The following is an 18,122-nucleotide window of genomic DNA, read 5'->3' as shown; positions in this document are numbered from 1 at the left end:
TATTCTAGGGAGAAGGTATGTACATATCCATAGTTGCACTAAAAGCGACCGACAGTTATGAACAGCATCAGGCTATTTGGAGTTTGTTTCCCAATACCCCTGAACGTCGGCGAGATCATTTATTTCGAGTAGAAAATACAATGGCAACGGGTGAAGTGACGGTGTTGCTGCAATCGGCCACAGAGCCGGTCAGTAGCGAAGAATCTAACGTTTTACAAAGTAAACCATTTAATCCAACGGTGGAAAATGAAGAGTTCTATAAATTTAAATTAGTTGCTTATCCTACTAAATGTATTAGCCAAGGTAAGAAAGTGATTGAAATAAAAAATGAGAACGAACAAATCGCTTGGCTGCATCGAAAACTCTCTGGGGCAAATGTCACCGTTACAGCACTTGATAGTTTTTTAGTGAAAAACAAAAAGAGCTTTAATAATCGCTTTGTTTGTTTTGAAGGGGTTTTACAAATTACTAATGCTGATCAAATTTATCAGGCGCTGGTTATGGGTATTGGCCGACAAAAACATGCTGGTGCCGGTTTATTATCTTTAGCGAAAGCAAGTTAACTTAGGGGAATTTATGTATCAACGTATTTATAACGCTTACAGTAGTTTAAGCAAAGGTGACCAAGCGGAGCTGAAAAGATGCAATCTAAGCAAGCTAGCAAATTGCCCTGCTTACTTTAGAGTTTTGAGGTTTTCTGGTGCTAAAGATACTACGCAAACACAACGTATTTTATTTTTGATGACATCAATTGATGTTTCTCAAGAAAGTGAAGCGCAATCTGTAGCTCTTGCTCTTTTAAAAGCAGGCGTAAAAGAGTCACAAATTATTCAAATAACCCGCAGCGGTGACAATGCAATTGAGTATTTAAAACGTCAATTAGTGCGTTGTAAACAAGTGCAATTAGAAAGCTTAGGGAAGTTAGCACAATTTTGGGGTGAAAACTCCCGCCGCCAACTTTTAAAAGAATTTATTTTAGCAGAACAAGATTAATCTTATTCAAATTTAAGTATTTAAAAAATTTTAAAAAGGACATTCAAATGACAACTTTTATTAATATCCATGCGTTAATTTCTCATCCATCATCAATGATGAACCGTGATGATTCGGGCTTACAAAAAACTGCCGTATTCGGTGGAACAATCAGAAGTCGCATATCAAGTCAGTGTTTAAAAAGAGCAATTCGCCAAAGTGATCTATACAAAGAAAATGTTGAAGAACTATCAATTAGAACGAACAAGTTTGATGATTTATTCGCTTTGTGTATTAAAGAATTGCCTGAATTTGAAGCTAAATTAATTGAAGACGTTTTAGAAAATATGGGCTCAAAAGTAAAAACTGAAACGAACAAAGAAACAAAAGAAAAACTCCGTTTTTTTGATGCGGTACAACCTTACTCTATTGGAGCGATCAGAGAAGCTATTAATATGGTTCAAGCAGGAACTGAATTAAAAGATTTAAAGAAAATCGTTCAAATACCCACTATAGATGTTGCACTATCGGGAAGAATGGACGCAAGTTGCCCTGAACGTAATGTTGAAGCAGCAATGAGCGTAGCACATAGCTTAACAACTCATAGCGCAGATATTGAAGTTGATTGGTTTACAGCGTGTGATGATTTGGCTGAACAAGGCTCTGGTCATATTGGCACCCATGAATTTAGCTCTGGCGTGTTTTATCGTTATGCTTCAATAGATGTGGAGCTTTTAGCAAAAAATACCAAAAAAACGGTCAGCGAAACTAAACACATTGTAAATACAATAGTAAATTGCTTTGCTCAAGTCTCACCATCAGCTAAACAGAAAACATTTGCAGCACACAATAAAGCTGATTTCGTTTTATGTACAAGTTCAAATCAACCTCTGTCATTAGCAAATGCATTTAGGAAGCCGATCAAAAATACCGGTGAAGTCATGGAAGAATCAATAAAAGCCTTAGTATCTCATTACGAAATGTTAGTTGATGGCTACGAATTACAATCACAAGCCAAAGCATTCGATTTAACTCAAACAGCATTGAGTGAAAAAATAACCTTAGTCAGTAAAATTAGTGAGTTAACGTTTTAATTAGTTTCACAACATGGGAGTTGTTTATGAAAACGTTAATTCTAAAAACTGAAGGTTTATCAGCTTATGGCTTGCAAACCTTTGATGTCCATAGGCGAGCAAATCATTTTCCTACCCGTTCAGCCATTGTGGGGTTATTGGCTGCGGCACTAGGTATTACCCGTAAAGAGCAACAAGCACTTTATGAGCTGTCAGAACAAATTACGACAGCGGTGCAAGTAAATCAAGCAGGTGAAAAAATGATGGATTATCATACAGTGCAAAATTTCCGTAGCCCTGACGGTAAAATTCAAAAAGGCACAAAACCCACATACCGTGAATATTGGTGTGACAGCGAGCACACCTTTGCTATTAGTGCTGAATGTGAACTAATTAGTAAATTAGAAGCGGCCGTTAAAGCGCCTAAATTCACCTTATTTCAGGGACGGAAATGTTGCCCATTAACTAGACCGTTATTTGATCGTGTAATGGATGAAAGTAACCCAGCAATCGCATTAAAAAAATTGGCGAATAAAGGTCAAATTTTTAGTGATATTGAAGGTGAAAACCAAGTAGCTCGAATACAAGTAAGGGATAAGTTAACACTTGCATCTAGAAAGTACGCGATGCGAATGGTGTATGTCAGTGGTGAAATGATTAAACCTGAACAGGAGTTGGCTAGTGAACTTACTTAAAGATCCCTTTATTTCAACGACTGATGGCAAAGTGTCATTAAAAGATATTTTGACCTCAAATAAAGACTATCAGTTACAGTATTTTTTTGATGAAACACAGTTGGCTATGTTGCAAATGTTGTCATCACTTTCAACAGTAGTGTTAAAGCCAACAATATCAGATTTGAATGATTATTTAGCAAATGGATTAAGCCCTGGACAATATGATGCACTACTTGAAAAAGTCGATAGCCAGTGGTTTGAAGGTGAGCGTTTTATGCGTTCAGCTTTTCCTAGTAAAGCAAAAATAGCCGATGGGCCTATTACCAAATTAGTCTCTGGCATTGAATGTGGCGGTTCAGCAAATGCCCTAGGGTTATTTTCAGAGTCTAGCGAAGTGAGTATTTGCTGCACCGACTGTACACATGTTTTAAATTATAATTTACACATGAATATTAAAGGTGAGTGTTTTGGGCCAACAGGTGCTACAGGTATTCGTGGTGGTGGTTCTATAAGCACTCTTATTTCTGGTGAAAATTTAAAGTCGACAATTTTATTAAATACTGTTTGTATTGATTACTTTAATGAGCAAGCCCAACCAGATGATGATGCCGAAAGTCGTTTTATGTGGGATATTCCGCCGATATCAGACATTTATTCTGCACCCAAAATTGGTTTAGAACGTGGTTTATTTGCACTTGCTTATCATATTGATTTTCCAGTAATTGATACTCCATGTACTTGTGATATATGTGGCAACACAGCAGATCAGAGTGTAACTACTTTTCAGCGCGTTAAGTATAGTGGATCGTATGGCTCCACCAAAAAAGGTCGTGATAATGGTGCTGGCTGGTGGTTACACCCTTATACACCAAGAAATGTAAAAGAAGATGGTATATATGCCGTTTGCGCACGAGATCAATATTGGCAGTCATGGCAAGAATTAACATCATATGTTATCGGTAAAGAAACAGATAAAACATCAGTTAAACCAGCATTCATTATCAACCAATTTCAAAATAAATTGGGTGTAGATTTGTGTTTAAGTCTCCTTGTAGGTGGAAATATTGCCGATCAAGGCTCGATCGCTGGGCGAGTCTATGATTTATATTCAATGCCATCATCATTATCTAAAAACAATTCAAGAATATCGTTAGTTATCAATGCAGGTTTAACTCAAAAGGAAAAACTCTCATTAGCGTTCAATAAAATATTCGGTGTGGGTTACGATAAAAACTTTGTTGGAGGTATTAAAAACCAGGCAATACAAAAATTTACATCGAATGCGCAGCAAATTGTTCAGCAGATCTTATTAGATGTTAATCGAAAAGAAGCTACACAGTTAAGAAAAGAGGCTATTGAAGCGTTAAACAAAGAAGCTAAATCGATTTTTAAATCAGTACAACGTAAGTACCAACACGACTTGCCTTTATTTAAAGCATTAGTAAAAGGTGAGTTCATTTTATATAAAGCAGATAGTTAACAATGGCTTTTCTCCAGCTTAAACCCATACCAATTAAAGATCGTAATTCGATGATTTTTGTAGCGATGGGGCGCATTGATGTTCGTGATGGTGCATTTGTTGTGATTGACGAAGTCAATGGTGAGCGAATGCATATACCCGTTGGCTCAGTGGTGTGTATTTTACTCGAACCCGGCACACGTATAAGCCATGCTGCGGTAAAGCTTGCAGCCACGACAGGCACATTGCTGATCTGGGTCGGTCAAGCTGGGGTCAGGCTCTATTCCGTAGGGCAGCCTGGAGGTGCAAGATCAGATAAATTACTATATCAAGCAAAGCTAGCGCTTGATGAAACTTTACGTCTAAAAGTAGTGCGAAAAATGTTTGAATTGCGTTTTGGTGAAGTCGCGCCAGAGCGACGTAGTGTTGATCAACTCCGAGGAATCGAAGGGGCGCGTGTTCGTAAAACTTACGCATTACTAGCTAAACAATATAATGTCGAATGGAAAGGACGCCGTTACGATGCAAAAGATTGGCAAGCTGGTGATATTATCAACCAATGTATTAGTGCCGCCACATCATGTTTATATGGTGTAACTGAGGCTGCTATTTTAGCCGCAGGTTATGCCCCTGCAATTGGCTTTTTACATTCCGGTAAACCGCTGTCATTTGTATATGATATTGCTGATATTATTAAATTTGATACGGTTGTACCCGCAGCCTTTAAAGTAGCAAGTAAAAGACCAAAACAGCCAGATCGAGAGGTACGAATAGCGTGCAGAGAAGCATTTAGAAAAGATAGAACCTTACAGCGGTTAATTCCTTTAATCGAAGAGGTATTAAGCGCTGGTGAGATCACGCCACCTAAACCATATGAAGATGCCCAACCGCCAGCACTACCAGAGCCTGAATCTATTGGCGATGACGGGCATCGCACTAATTAGGAGTGGATTATGAGTATGTGTGTTGTTGTAACTGAAGCTGTACCACCCAGATTAAGAGGGCGATTAGCTGTATGGTTACTAGAAATTCGCGCAGGTGTATACGTTGGTGATGTAGGTCGAAAGATTAGAGAAATGATTTGGTTTCAAGTCTCTGAGTTGGCAGAACAAGGAAATGTGGTTATGGCGTGGGCTACAAATACTGAATCGGGTTTTGATTTTATTACTTATGGTAAAAATGCACGGATGCCTATAGATTTAGAAGGATTAAGGCTGGTCAAGTTTACACCAGTAAACAACGAAACATTAAGCTAAAAATAACTGTTACGCTCTTTAAAAATTTGGTAGATTTGAACTAGCTGTTTTTATTTATAAAAAACAAGCATATACTATTAGAGTGTTCCCCGTACTCACGGGGCTGAACCGTTTTACCACTTGGCTCTAGTAGACCAAATACGGTGTTCCCCGTACTCACGGGGCTGAACCGTATTAGCTACTTATCTCGCATTGATATTGCTCGTGTTCCCCGTACTCACGGGGCTGAACCGTTAGATCTTCTTTTGGATTGTAATCAAAATCAGTGTTCCCCGTACTCACGGGGCTGAACCGCGTGAAAACCGCAAAGGTAAAGCCGGGCAAAAGTGTTCCCCGTACTCACGGGGCTGAACCGTTAACAGGCGCACTAGGAAAAATCGTACTATGGTGTTCCCCGTACTCACGGGGCTGAACCGTCGTTTAAATCAGACTGCGCGCGGTTTATTAAGTGTTCCCCGTACTCACGGGGCTGAACCGTAATCCTTCTAAAGTACCGTTGTTATGTGCTGGTGTTCCCCGTACTCACGGGGCTGAACCGTAAAATTGTTAATGTAGGTGTTGTTCTTATAAGTGTTCCCCGTACTCACGGGGCTGAACCGACAAAAAACCGAAAGTAATGATTAGGCCAAAAGTGTTCCCCGTACTCACGGGGCTGAACCGATTATTATCTATTTTGCTAATCTATCGCTGTTGTGTTCCCCGTACTCACGGGGCTGAACCGCAGGCAAATTCATATCCCTCCAAGGCAAATTGGTGTTCCCCGTACTCACGGGGCTGAACCGTAAATAGCATTTGCTTTAGGAATACTAATATCGTGTTCCCCGTACTCACGGGGCTGAACCGTGAGTGAGCATATGAAACGTTAATAGAAATTGGTGTTCCCCGTACTCACGGGGCTGAACCGTACCCACTTATGTACATAATCATGATTATAGAGTGTTCCCCGTACTCACGGGGCTGAACCGTTATCATAGGTGGTAATGAGATAACAGGAGGCGTGTTCCCCGTACTCACGGGGCTGAACCGGGGTTTTGTTTTGGTAATTTCTTTAGGTAACGGTGTTCCCCGTACTCACGGGGCTGAACCGTGAGCATGTACGAGTAAAAACATCAAACAAATGTGTTCCCCGTACTCACGGGGCTGAACCGATGGAAACCGACATCACAAGCGGTGGTGAGAAGTGTTCCCCGTACTCACGGGGCTGAACCGAATAAAGAAAAATCAGCGGTTGTTAATGACTTGTGTTCCCCGTACTCACGGGGCTGAACCGCTAGCTGAATCGGTTTGAGCATCTTGAAATATGTGTTCCCCGTACTCACGGGGCTGAACCGACGTTGAGGGGCTTGATCCTATCACCGCCTATGTGTTCCCCGTACTCACGGGGCTGAACCGTTAAATCATACTCTGATTTAGTTGCTGACTTAGTGTTCCCCGTACTCACGGGGCTGAACCGCCTTAGTTGCTTTTCGTTTAATATGCGATTAACGTGTTCCCCGTACTCACGGGGCTGAACCGGTATTAAATTATGTTAAACACAGCACAGTATTGTGTTCCCCGTACTCACGGGGCTGAACCGAAGGATTCGCTCGATTTAACATGGAACCGAACGTGTTCCCCGTACTCACGGGGCTGAACCGTCATCGTGCTTACTTGTGCCGCCCGCTTCTTTGTGTTCCCCGTACCCACGGGGCTGAACCGCCCTGCGCTTGTTGCCCAAGCTCTAGCCCTTGGTGTTCCCCGTACCCACGGGGCTGAACCGTAAACGAGTTTAACGCTAACTTGCCAGAGCCCGTGTTCCCCGTACTCACGGGCTGAATTGGTGAATTTAACTGGCTAAGATTTCACTTGCTGAAGTGATCATTTTGCGTTGCGGGTGACATTTCGCGCTAAAGCACGGCCTACAGTACAGGACATTTGGAGTATTGTTGAATTTATAAAGGGAGGGGTTAAGCAACATGTAATACTTTGATTTGTCGCGAGGTAAACTCGCTGCTACGAATACATGGCTCTAATGCTCTTCATCAAAGACTTGAATTTGATTGCGGCCTGTTTTTTTTGCCACGTAAAGTGCGCTGTCGGCGGCGAGGATCATCATATCGGCGGTGGTGTATTTATCTGGTTTACAGCTGTAACATCCGATGCTGAGGGTGAGGTGGTCGGCTACGTTTGAATTTGGGTGCAGGATATTTAGTTGGCTTATTTGCTGTTGCAGTAATCTGGCAAATTTTAAGCAGTGGGGTTTATCAATGCTGGGTAACACAATTGCAAATTCTTCTCCGCCGTAGCGAGCTGCTAAATCACCTTGTCGCTTACATAAGCGATGCAAGGTTTGGGCAACTTGTTTGAGTGCCTCATCGCCTTGCTGGTGGCCATGATTGTCGTTATAAAGTTTAAAATAATCGATATCACAAATGATTAAACTCAATGGTTGATGTGAGCGTGTTGCGCGTTGAATTTCACTGAGTAAGGTTTGATCAAAACAGCGGCGATTGGCGATATTTGTCAGGCTGTCGAGATTTGCTTGTGATTGCAGTTCTTGGTTGGCTAAAAGTAATTGCTGTTGAGCTTGCTCTAAGCGTTGTTTATACAGAACGTTTTTCAGTGCATTGGCAATAATTTCACCTACCAGTTTGATCCGCATAAGGTCGGTGTCGGTCCAGTGGCGTATATGTGTTACACAATCACAGCCAATAAAACCAAATAAGGCGTTTTCAGAGCGCAGCCCAATACATAAAACAGACTTGATCCCCTCTGATTCAAATTCAGCTTTTTCAGCAGCAGCGGCTGGGGGTAACAAGTCTACATCAGATACCTTAAAAACGTGCTTTTCGTTCATGGTACTAAAAAAATACGGTAATAAATCTTGTTGAATATCTTGCAGCTTTTCTTTAAAAGGCTTGACCTGCGTATTAACCCATTCATGAGTATTGCTCATGGCTTTGCCGTTTTCACTAAATTGGAATAAATAGCTACGATCAGCATCACAAAATGTACCTATGGTTTTTAAAGCGCTTTCGATCTGTTGATCGAGGTTGTCTATTTGTATATCAATAAGTTGTGTTGATATTTTTGCTATTACTTCGTCAAAATCAGCGTGTACAGTAAACGATGTGTGCGGTTCAAGCGCCAGCATTATTAACTGTGGGCCAATTAAACTATAGGTGACTGTAACACGCAGGAGTGTGTGTTTTGTGGCAATGTTATAGATGTGTTCGGTGTTATTTTGGGGAGTTAAAAAGGTCTGATAATCAACAATCGTGTGGTTTTCTGTGTGTTTAATTGATAAGTGTTGAAATGCTTTTTCCACTGGACTTATTGCTGGCATTAATTTAAGTAACTGCTGACTTGATGCGTTGGCGTGCAGCGTATCTGTTTGTTGATCAAACAGCACAATTGCAAGTGGCAACGCTTGTAAAGATTGCCAAATTTCGTCTACAGAATACTGTCTCACTGGATTTCCAACTTCTTATTAACATATTAAGCTTACATTCAATTTTAAGAAAATGGTATTTTAATTAGCCGTTTTATATATAAATTAACTCGATATTAAGTTTTTAGTGCGTTTGGCTTATGGAAGTACTACAATTGATACTGTATATCATTACTCTTTTAAACGTTTTTTAGAATGATGACTCTTAGCACACTTAAGCACAGGTAAAACCGCTTTTCATGACCGACATTACAACTCACCAAGCATCACGACGTAGATTATTAATTGCATTAGCAATCACTAGCTCATTTATGGTTATTCAAGTTATTGGTGCCTATTATGCAAACTCTCTTGCCGTATTAGCCGATGCTGGGCATTTATTTGTTCATAATAGTTCTTTATTTATTGCTTTGATCGCATCGAGCTTAGCGATTCATTTAGCTAAAAACTACAACGATGGTTATCAAAAAGCAGAGTTGACCGGTGGTTTGATCAACGGTTGTTTATATTTGGCGATCAGCCTGGTGATTTTATACGAAGGCGGCGAGCGCTTTGTACATCACCATGAAGGGCAAGGCCCCGTCGTCAATAGCTATTTAATGTCGGTTATTGCCGCCACTGGATTTTTATTTCACGGTGCTGCAGCATGGGTATTATATAAAGGTAGAAAGGCTAGCTTTAATGTTTATGCGGTATTTTTACATTCATTTTTTGATTTGATTTCAACTGTCTCTACGTTTATCGCCGGTATACTTATTTATCTAACTGGTTGGAGCATTATTGATATTTTATCGAGCATGCTGATTGCGTTATTTGTTTTGTTTACAGGTGTAAAAGTGATTGTTGGATGCGTTAAAGGTCTGCGTTTAAATAAAGCAAAACTACCCGATGTGGCCGATATTGAAAGTGCCATAGGACAAGTTGAGCATGTAGAAAATGTGCACAATGTTACGGTTATGCGCCGTGACAAGGAGTTAGTTGTAGGGGCGCATGTGGTACTTAAACAACATTGCACTATAGAAAAACATGATGAAGCATGCCGACTTAAAGTTGAGCAATTGCTAGCAAGGCAATTTAATGTTGGCAACAGCGTATTACAAATCGAAAGTCATGGTTGTCAGCATTAAATACAACTAGTTAACTTGGCAAAATGCGTTTTTTATTTTACTTTTAGATATAGCCTATTTTATACGGAACAATCCATTGCCGTTTTTTCAGCATCGATATTTTGCATTCAGCTGTTCTATACTTTTAGGCGTGTTGGCCGGTTTTGTTAATTTACTGCCATTTTGGTTTCTCGACAGCTCTGAATTTTTATTTGGTCAGCTGTTTGTTTTAATTTGTTTGTTGCTATTTGGCTTACGCTACGCGTTAGTTGCTTGTACTATCAGTGCGGCTTTTATTTTTTATCGTTGGGGGCATTGTTGGCCATCAATTGTGTTTGTTGGCGAAGTGCTTTGGCTGTATCACTTTAGCTTTAAAACTGCACGGCTGCTGTTTATTCGCGGTATAATTTATTGGTTGTTAATTGGTATTCCGCTGCTGGGACTCATTGGCTATTTTATCATTGAGTTGCCATTACTGGCGGTCATTACCGCCTTGGTTAAGTATTTTTTAAATGCAGCCATTGTTTTATGCGTTATTGATTTACTCAGTTTCTTCTTTATTCAGCAAGTGTGGCAAAAACGACCAAATTCGCTGTATAAAATTCTTAATTACATTGTAAGCATCCTCATTATTTTAGTGGTGTTATTAACCACCATTGTACTTACCAACAATCATTATGCGCGTATCGAATATGAAGTGAAGGCGCAGCTTGCTGAAAAATCCGAAGACATTGCTGAAAAAATTGACCTGTATTTAAATGGCTATCGCCGTGGCATCGTATTAACTGCAAAAGCCATCGAGCAGGGGGTCGATAAACAGTTAGCATTGAGTCAGTTAATGGCACTATACCCTAACTTTCTTACATCAATGGTTACGGATGAAAACGCAATAGCACAGGTATTTAATCCACTTAGTTTGCAAGAAAGCTTAAAAGGCAGCAATTTATCGGTTGCCGATCGCGATTACTTTACGATCGGTAAAGACTCGCCAACAGGGTATATTTCTAATGTTTTTAGGGGCCGAGGATTTGGTAATGAACCCATTGTGGGTGTTTCTGCACCAGTGAATATTAACGGGCGTTTTCAGGGAGTGGTTGAAGGTTCGTTAGTGTTGGGCTCCTTTTTGCAATTTAGGCCAACCATATTTGATAATGATGGTGAACTGATAATTCTTGATGCCAAAAAACACGTGGTGTTTAGCACCTTACCTAATCATTATTCGGTATTGACTCAGCTCACTGAAGATAAATTTACCCAGTTACAAGGTGATCAACAAGCCATTATGACCATCGACATTGATGGCGAACAATATTACGTAAAAATATATTTATCACAGCAACAAGGTTGGTATGTAGCAAGCTTATTAAAACGGAAATACGCTAATCTTGTGGCGGCAAGTGCGTGGGGGCAATCACTATTACTAACTCTTGTGGTGATTATTTTGATCAGTATCTTTATCACCCAGTTGAGTCGATGGTTAGTGAGGCCAATAGATGAGCTTACTGAACAAATCGATGCCTTTGATCCTAAAACTGAAATCAGTGATTTACAGACTCAAAATAATGCGTGGCTGGAGGTGCTGAGCTTACAGCAGCAATTTGCTACTTTAGCATTTAAATTGACCAGCAACTTTAAAGATCTAGAACAAGTAAACACTGAAAATGCAGCACTTAATCTGCATTTAAAACAGTTTAATGTAGAGCTAGAGTATCAAGTAAATGAAAAAACAGATGAATTAGTTAAAGCTGTGGCAACTGCAAATCAGGCCAGCAAAGCTAAATCACAATTTTTAGCGAATATGAGTCATGAAATTCGCACCCCGCTTAACGGTATTATGGGGCTGACTGATATTTTACTTAATGCTGATGACGTGAAGTTGGAATACCGCGAACAATTGCAAATGATCCAGCAAAGCGCTAAAAATCTATTATTGATTTTAAACGATATTTTAGACTTTTCGAAAATTGAGGCGGGGGCGGTCAAACTAGACATTCATATAGTTAATGTACGAAAACTGCTTACTCAATTAGCACAGGTGTTTACAAATACTGGCGTACAGCCAGGCGTTGAATTTATATTAAATATTGCCCCGTCAGTACCCGATGTGGTGCAGTTAGATTCACTAAGGTTAAGCCAAATTGTCAATAACTTGTTGAGTAATGCAGGGAAATTTACGAAAACTGGTAGTATAACGATGAACATTGATTATGCTGATAATCATTTATCTGTGGCTGTAACTGACACTGGCATTGGTATTTCTGGGCAACAGCAATCATCGTTGTTTCGTGAGTTTACTCAAGCTGATATTTCAACCACGCGGCAATATGGTGGCACAGGATTAGGCTTAACTATTTGTAAGCGAATAGTTCAGTTAATGGGAGGCAAGCTGGTATTACACAGCGAGATTGGTAAAGGCAGTTGCTTTACTATCACAATTCCTATTGAAGTAGTGCAACTTACTCATGAAGTAGACATACAGCAAAGCATTCCTGACTTAACTGGGTTGAAAGTATTACTGGTAGAAGATAATCAAATCAATCAAATCGTTATTGCAAAAATGCTCAGTGACACCCATTGCACCTTAGAAGTTGCTAACGATGGTGAAAAAGCACTGGCGTGTTTACAACACAATATGGCCGATATTATTTTAATGGATTGCCAAATGCCTATTATGGATGGTTATCAGTGCACAGCTGAAATCCGTAACAACAGTGCTCAATTTGGTCCTGTGATTATTATTGCCATTACCGCAAATGCTTTTGAAGACGACCAAAAACGTTGTTTAGAAGTGGGTATGGACGATTTTATAGCCAAACCCGTGGATCGCGGCCAACTTTTTCAATGCCTTAAAAAGTGGGCTGATACATTGAGCTAGGTAGTTTGCAATTTCTCTAGCAGTGCTTGGATATACGCATCGCTAATGAGAATCTCTGCAGTTGTTGGTTTTGCAAAGTAATAGCCTTGAAGGTCATCACAGCCGATACTGTTTAAAAAGCGTATTTGCTCAATTGTTTCTACGCCTTCTGCAATACAATATAGATCTAGGTTTTCAGCTAAGGTGTGGATTGTTTTGATGATTGATTCATTATTACTATCTTGGCCGATATTACGCACAAAGCTTTGATCAATTTTAATCACATCAATTGGAAATTGACTTAAATACGTTAAAGACGAATACCCGGTACCAAAATCATCCAGTAATAATTTAAAACCTGCGTTTCTGAGCGCTTGCAGCTGCTTAGCTGCTTTGTTTTTGTCATCAAGCAAGGTGTTTTCGGTGATCTCTAAACGTAACTGAACAGGTTTTATATGATGCTGATTTAAAATAAGTAATAAGCGTTCGGTTAAATTAGATTTTAAAATATGCACAGGTGATAGATTTAACGATAAGTAAAACCGTGGGTTAGCTTTAAATAATGGTGCGAGATCTTCAAGTGCACGGGTCAGCGCCTGCTCGGTGAGTACATCGATTAAACCAGTTTCTTCTGCAATAGGAATAAACACTGCCGGTGATATCAATTCTGCTTGGTGTTGCCAGCGCATTAATAGCTCTACACCTTTGATTTTTTTGCTTTTATTATTAACAATTGGCTGGTAATTATTAAAAAATAAATCGTCTTTGTAGGCATCTTTTAAGGCATTTTCGAGCAGTAGTTTTTGGGTGATTTGGTTATTCATTTGTTCAGTGAAAAACTTAAAGCCGTTGCGGCCCGATTGCTTAGCATGCATCATTGCGATGTCGGCATTACGAATAAGCTCATCGGTGGTGTCGGCATCAAATGGGTAGAGTGCCACACCGACGCTGGCCGAGATATTAATTGCAAAATCGTTGATCACCACCCGTTTTGCAAGTTCTTCAGTGAGGCTACGCACTAAGTTACTCAAACTTTGTGGCGAGTCTAAGTTTTTAATTAATAATAAAAACTCGTCACCGCTTTGACGCCCAACAATGGCATTTTTATCAAGCATACTATTCATTCGATAGGTAATATCACATAACAGCTGATCGCCAACCGCATGACCAAATGAGTCATTCACCGGTTTGAATTTATCTAAATCTATAAACAGTAAAGCAACTAGACTGGCATGTGTATCGGCATCTTTTATCGCATGCGATATCTTTTGATACATTAGTGACCGATTTGGTAGCTTAGTTAATGGATCATAGTTTGCCAGATAGCGTAGTTCATTTTCAGCGCGTTTTTGCTCGGTTAAATCAGAAATAACCACCACATAATAACTCACTACATTACTGTCTTTTGCCACTGCGGTAATACTAATATGAATAGGGTGCGACGGATTTATCTTAGTTTTTATATAAGCGTCACCACGCCAATTTTGTTTCGGTTGTAATGATTTTAGAATATTGATGAAATCGACATATTGTTTTTTCCCCAGTGCTGCTAAAAACCGTTTTAGTTCAAGCTTTGCTGGGATTGTTTGAATAGAAAAGGCTTCTGCAAAGCTATTATTAACAGAAAACGGAGTCAGTTGACTGTCTAAAATAAGTAGCCAATCGTTTATTTGGCTAAAGGCTTCGCCTAATACCGCAGCTTGCTGTGCTGTAGCACGTTGTTCGGTTATATTGGTATAGATTCCAGCTAATCTTGTAGGATAGCCTTGCTCGTTCGTTTCAATCACTTTACCGATATCGTGATACCAAAGCCAGTTTCCATTAGCATGTTGAAGCCGATACGTGACCTGCCATTGTTGAGCATTTTTTTGAGTGATGAATAAATGCCAATCATGAAGAACTTTACGTTTATCATCTGGGTGTATTAATGCGCAAAAATCGTCAAAATTGAACTTTTGTGGCAAAGTTTTATAGCCTAGCTCATGTTTTAAGCGCTGCTGCTTTATCCAATGTGCGGCAATATCAACTTCCCATACACCGCTTTTACTACTGTTTAAAGCAAGCTCTGTTTGTTGTTGTGATTGCAGTATTTCATCATGAGTATGCTTAATAATGCGCTGACGGGAGCGGTATTGCCAAAAAATAACAAATAGCACTAAAAACGTAAGTAATAAATAAAGGCTTATTGCAAGTGGCGAGCGCCACGGAGCATAGGCAACAGTAAAGTTAAGTGTTTTTTCATCACCCAGGCCTGAGTCATTTAAGTTATATGCTGCGATTGTTAGTTGATAATCACCAGCAGGAAGCTTAGTAAAAAAAACTTTATTATTGTTTAGCTTGTCATAACTTAATTTATTGGGGCCGGTTAATGACACCTTATAGCGTGTTCTATCTACATTTTGAAAATCAAAGTTAGAAAAACTAACTTCTAAGCCCACATCTTCATCAGTTAGTTGTAAAGGCTGGTTGGCGTATTGCAATGGATGATAATTAAGTGTACGGGAGAGTAACGATATATCGGTGATTTCAGTCACTGTGCTGTCACGATCATTAGGGACAGATAAAAAGTCTTGCGGGGCAAGTGTTAGCACGCCACGGGTACTGCCAAAAGCTAAGCGGCCATCGTTTAGCTGAGTATGTGAGTCAATATTAAATTCATTCACAGTTAAGCCATCTTTAACAGTATATGCATTTAATTGCATTGAACTTAAGTCGAGTCGATAGAGGCCATTTTTACTGCTGATCCATAAAAAGCCAAATTGGTCGATTTGCAAGGCGACAATTGTTTTCGTTTTAATGCCATTACTGAGGTTTATACGGTGTTTTACTTCGTAACTGTTGGCGTCAAGACCAATTAGTCCTTCTTGGGAAGAGGCAAGCCAAAGGGTATTGTTATAATCGATCACCCAATCATCGATAGTGACATAATTTATTGGGTTATAATTTTCGACTTCGTAGATCAAGGTGAGTTTTTGGCTGGACTCATTATAACGATATAACGCGCCAGATACGCTGATCAAGTAGTCATCGGGTTTATGGGGCAATGGTTTTAAAAAAGCGTGCACATTGACGGGATCTAACTGCTCTTTGAGACCTTTAATTACGTTAGTCTGACCACTGTTTCCATCATACAGGAAATAATCATTCTCGCTAAAAAATGCAAAGGTATCAGTCGTGATTTGATGATATCCATAGCCTGGGCCGCTGTCGAGAATGGCTTGTGTATTGCCTTGCATTGGTAGAGCTATTTTTTGTTCGGTTTTTTTATCAAATAAAGCAAGACCATCATAGAGCAGTAACCACAAATAACGGTCTGGCTCATTTAAGTGCGCCGAGGCAATACCATACACAGCAAATTGGCCATAAAACGCTTTGCTGTCATCGCTGGCTAAGTAAGTTTTTTCGGTAGTCTCATCTAGGCGCATTTTGGCTAGGCCATTATCGGTGCCCAGCCACACGGCGTTATCGTCTTGGTAAACAGCAAGGATCACATTGCTGTGCAATTTATCATTACTGGTGATTTGAATATTGCCAAAACGCCTTGCTAAAGTGGACCAAGTAAAAACGCCTTGCGAGCGCGAGGCAAGCCACATAAGCCCTGTTTTATCAACCATCACATCTAAAATAGTGTTGTCGGTCATGTGAAATTTACTTTGATCAAAACGTAAAAGAAACTCATTGTGATCAGTATGGCGATGGTATTGATAAAGGCCATCCTCAGTGACTATAAATTCACCATAAGGGGTATTAACATAATCCCAAATATTATGTTCCGCGAGTAGCGTTTTTACGTTATTGAAGTCTAATAACTCATTGTTATTAAAAGCAATAGAATAAAATCCTTCGACTGTGCCAACCAGTAAACCAAGCTGCGAGTCGATGGATAAAAATTTGATATTGTTATTATCTGGATTGAGCTTGTCTTTGGCAACTAAAGGTATTTTAGTAATATGTTCATCAATTAATGATTTAGAGTACAACCCATCAGTGGTGGCAATATACAAAAAGTCATTATGAACAGTAATTGCGCGGACAGAATTATCATCTTTACTGATTGAAAACTCATGGGTATAGGTATTTTTTTGTGGATCAAAGGCATACACATGTTGATTAATGGCGTAATAAAACAGCTGCTGATGTTCGGCGATGGCAAAAATAGGAGAAAAGTGTTTATCTTCAGCGTTTAACTTACCTGAATAAATTTTACTAACTTTGAGTGTCACAGGATCTATAAGAAACGCACCAGAATACTCAGTTGATACAAAAATATCGCCGTTGTGTGTTTCGAACAATACAATAATTGAGAGTTGATCCAGTGAGTATTCACCAGAGAATATTTTTACCTCATAGCCATCAAACCGGTTTAAACCCTGTAATGTACCGATCCAAATAAATCCCAGTTTATCTTGCAGTGTGCTAGTTACGTGGCCTTGTGATAACCCTTCATCCGTGGATAAGCGTTGCAATTGCTGAGCATAGCTTTGAGCACTGGAATTAACACTAAACCAAGTGCATAAAATACTAAATAAGATGAAAAAAAAGTTTCTCAATCGCACTTAAGGTACTGCTCCCCTGAGATAAAGTGGTTGTTAGCCGTTAGTAAATATAGCATAACAATTTACAGTTGAATTAAAGAATTAGCTATATAAGATATACATTTGTATAACAAATCACTTATGCTGTTAGTTATGTTTAGATCACGGATGTTCACATTGCCTCATTCATTTAATGCTCACACCATGCAAAGTCTGCTGTTAGTTGTCGATATTCAAGACAAATTAAGTCCTGCGATGCCTCGTTATGAACAAGTAAAACAGGTCACAGTGCAATTAGTAAAAGCTGCACAATTGTTGCATATTCCTATTTTAGTCACTGAACAATATAAACAAGGGCTTGGCGAAACTGATCAGCAATTAAAAGCTCAGATTGGGCAAGCTGAGTTCTTTGATAAAACCCACTTTAGCGCGTGTAAAGAGGACGGTTTTTTAGAGCTTATTGCTAGCTATAAACGCCCGCAAATTATTGTAGTTGGTATGGAAGCGCATGTATGCGTATTACAAACTTGTTTAGATTTACTGGCGCAAGGTTATCAGATGTTTTTAGTCATGGATGCGGTTAGTTCGCGTAATGATCTGCACCGCGATTTAGCTATAGCTCAGCTAAGACAAGCAGGTGCTGTGATCAGCTGCGCTGAAAGTGTGATTTTTCAATGGACCGAAGTGGCAGCCACACCTGTATTTAAAGAGATTTTAAAGATTGTTAAATAAGCTTGGCAACAAGAAGAGAATAATTTCA

Annotated in this window: 12 protein-coding genes and 1 CRISPR repeat array; of the genes, 10 read left to right on the top strand and 2 right to left on the bottom strand. The window is 39.6% G+C overall.

The window, feature by feature from the left end:
- Positions 1–17: 17 nt before the first annotated feature.
- Genes cas6e through cas2e form a run of 7 tightly spaced genes read left to right on the top strand, consistent with a single transcriptional unit; the run spans position 18 to position 5,437 of the window.
- Entirely contained in the window at positions 18–563 is a 546-nt protein-coding gene (gene cas6e / locus FW757_RS11545) for a type I-E CRISPR-associated protein Cas6/Cse3/CasE (RefSeq protein ID WP_145234122.1), read from the top strand.
- 13 nt (positions 564–576) lie between these two features.
- Positions 577–993: a type I-E CRISPR-associated protein Cse2/CasB gene (locus FW757_RS11540; protein WP_145234120.1), complete on the top strand. Its 417-nt coding sequence runs from the start codon at positions 577–579 to the stop codon at positions 991–993.
- Between the two features lie 47 nt (positions 994–1,040).
- Positions 1,041–2,066 carry a type I-E CRISPR-associated protein Cas7/Cse4/CasC gene (gene cas7e / locus FW757_RS11535; protein ID WP_145234118.1) on the top strand — a complete coding sequence of 342 codons (1,026 nt, stop codon included), beginning with the start codon at positions 1,041–1,043 and terminating at the stop codon, positions 2,064–2,066.
- Positions 2,067–2,092: 26 nt separating this feature from the next.
- Positions 2,093–2,740 carry a type I-E CRISPR-associated protein Cas5/CasD gene (cas5e, locus tag FW757_RS11530; RefSeq protein ID WP_145234116.1) on the top strand — a complete coding sequence of 216 codons (648 nt, stop codon included), beginning with the start codon at positions 2,093–2,095 and terminating at the stop codon, positions 2,738–2,740.
- Positions 2,727–4,202: a type I-E CRISPR-associated protein Cse1/CasA gene (locus FW757_RS11525; protein ID WP_446441231.1), complete on the top strand. Its 1,476-nt coding sequence runs from the start codon at positions 2,727–2,729 to the stop codon at positions 4,200–4,202. The genes cas5e and FW757_RS11525 overlap by 14 nt, the downstream gene beginning before the upstream one ends.
- 2 nt (positions 4,203–4,204) lie before the next feature.
- Positions 4,205–5,125: a type I-E CRISPR-associated endonuclease Cas1e gene (gene cas1e, locus FW757_RS11520; RefSeq protein ID WP_145234111.1), complete on the top strand. Its 921-nt coding sequence runs from the start codon at positions 4,205–4,207 to the stop codon at positions 5,123–5,125.
- A 9-nt stretch (positions 5,126–5,134) separates the two neighbouring features.
- Positions 5,135–5,437 carry a type I-E CRISPR-associated endoribonuclease Cas2e gene (gene cas2e / locus FW757_RS11515; protein ID WP_145234109.1) on the top strand — a complete coding sequence of 101 codons (303 nt, stop codon included), beginning with the start codon at positions 5,135–5,137 and terminating at the stop codon, positions 5,435–5,437.
- An 82-nt stretch (positions 5,438–5,519) separates the two neighbouring features.
- A CRISPR array of direct repeats spans positions 5,520–7,196; the repeat unit is 29 nt; unit sequence GTGTTCCCCGTACTCACGGGGCTGAACCG.
- Between the two features lie 249 nt (positions 7,197–7,445).
- Here the strand turns inward: cas2e and FW757_RS11510 are convergent.
- Positions 7,446–8,888 carry a sensor domain-containing diguanylate cyclase gene (locus FW757_RS11510; RefSeq protein WP_182831445.1) on the bottom strand — a complete coding sequence of 481 codons (1,443 nt, stop codon included), beginning with the start codon at positions 8,886–8,888 and terminating at the stop codon, positions 7,446–7,448.
- Positions 8,889–9,106: 218 nt separating this feature from the next.
- On the opposite strand from FW757_RS11510, the gene FW757_RS11505 reads away from it, so the two are divergent.
- Positions 9,107–9,994, top strand: a complete 888-nt coding sequence (locus FW757_RS11505) for a cation diffusion facilitator family transporter (RefSeq protein WP_182717799.1) — start codon at positions 9,107–9,109, stop codon at positions 9,992–9,994.
- 130 nt (positions 9,995–10,124) lie between these two features.
- Positions 10,125–12,848: an ATP-binding protein gene (locus FW757_RS11500; RefSeq protein ID WP_310736254.1), complete on the top strand. Its 2,724-nt coding sequence runs from the start codon at positions 10,125–10,127 to the stop codon at positions 12,846–12,848.
- Here the strand turns inward: FW757_RS11500 and FW757_RS11495 are convergent.
- Positions 12,845–17,293 carry an EAL domain-containing protein gene (locus FW757_RS11495; RefSeq protein WP_259399252.1) on the bottom strand — a complete coding sequence of 1,483 codons (4,449 nt, stop codon included), beginning with the start codon at positions 17,291–17,293 and terminating at the stop codon, positions 12,845–12,847. The two genes, FW757_RS11500 and FW757_RS11495, sit on opposite strands and share 4 nt — an antisense overlap.
- Positions 17,294–17,530: 237 nt before the next feature.
- On the opposite strand from FW757_RS11495, the gene FW757_RS11490 reads away from it, so the two are divergent.
- On the top strand, positions 17,531–18,094 hold the full coding sequence (locus tag FW757_RS11490; RefSeq protein WP_182830698.1) for an isochorismatase family protein: 564 nt from the start codon (positions 17,531–17,533) through the stop codon (positions 18,092–18,094).
- The last annotated feature ends 28 nt before the right edge of the window (positions 18,095–18,122 follow it).

This window comes from Pseudoalteromonas sp. 1181_04, from assembly GCF_052850545.1.
The sequence above is the reverse complement of the archived record's forward strand: the minus strand, read 5'-3'. Positions and strand labels throughout refer to the sequence as shown.

Excerpts from the sequence above, each read along its gene's own strand:
- cas6e (WP_145234122.1), top strand. The coding sequence starts at position 18 with ATGTACATATCCATAGTTGCACTAAAAGCGACCGACAGTTATGAACAG.
- FW757_RS11540 (WP_145234120.1), top strand. The coding sequence starts at position 577 with ATGTATCAACGTATTTATAACGCTTACAGTAGTTTAAGCAAAGGTGAC.
- cas7e (WP_145234118.1), top strand. The coding sequence starts at position 1,041 with ATGACAACTTTTATTAATATCCATGCGTTAATTTCTCATCCATCATCA.
- cas5e (WP_145234116.1), top strand. The coding sequence starts at position 2,093 with ATGAAAACGTTAATTCTAAAAACTGAAGGTTTATCAGCTTATGGCTTG.
- cas1e (WP_145234111.1), top strand. The coding sequence starts at position 4,205 with ATGGCTTTTCTCCAGCTTAAACCCATACCAATTAAAGATCGTAATTCG.
- cas2e (WP_145234109.1), top strand. The coding sequence starts at position 5,135 with ATGAGTATGTGTGTTGTTGTAACTGAAGCTGTACCACCCAGATTAAGA.
- FW757_RS11505 (WP_182717799.1), top strand. The coding sequence starts at position 9,107 with ATGACCGACATTACAACTCACCAAGCATCACGACGTAGATTATTAATT.
- FW757_RS11490 (WP_182830698.1), top strand. The coding sequence starts at position 17,531 with ATGTTCACATTGCCTCATTCATTTAATGCTCACACCATGCAAAGTCTG.